Origin of the sequence: Pseudomonas sp. EA_65y_Pfl1_P113 (assembly GCF_963970525.1) — a bacterium.
GTDB lineage: Bacteria > Pseudomonadota > Gammaproteobacteria > Pseudomonadales > Pseudomonadaceae > Aquipseudomonas > Aquipseudomonas tritici.
The window spans coordinates 1-429 of record NZ_CAXAQM010000694.1 but is presented as its reverse complement, the minus strand read 5'-3'; the positions used below and the strand labels follow the sequence as shown (position 1 = coordinate 429).

At 61.1% G+C, this 429-nt stretch carries 1 pseudogene; it reads left to right on the top strand.

The features are described from left to right. Positions 1–124: 124 nt before the first annotated feature. A pseudogene (locus AACY52_RS31760) lies at positions 125–429 on the top strand (CbbBc protein); the annotation flags it as partial.

Genomic DNA, 429 nt, shown 5'->3' with positions numbered 1-429 from the left:
CCAATAATACGAGAGTTTCGGGTCCTCGGCGGTGCCGCCAACCTTGCCCAAATTTGGCTGCCATCGGTCCAATTTCGGCGCATGCGAGCCAAGACGCTGCTTCGCCAGGCGGTAATTTGCGGGCATGACTGACAAACGGCCCGATGGCATCCGCGACTATAACGAACCGGCTGGCGGCTGGGGCGCTCTCAAGGCAGTGGCCGAGACGCTCAAGCGCCAGCAAGTGCTTGTTCAGGGCGTGGAGACGCTGCTCGAGAACAACCAGCCCAACGGCTTCGATTGCCCAGGCTGCGCGTGGCCCGATCCCAAACACACCTCCGCCTTCGAGTTTTGCGAAAATGGTGCAAAGGCGGTGACCTGGGAGTCGACAGCAAAGCGGGTCGATCCGACGTTCTTCGCCGAACACAGCGTATCGGACCTCTGGCAGCA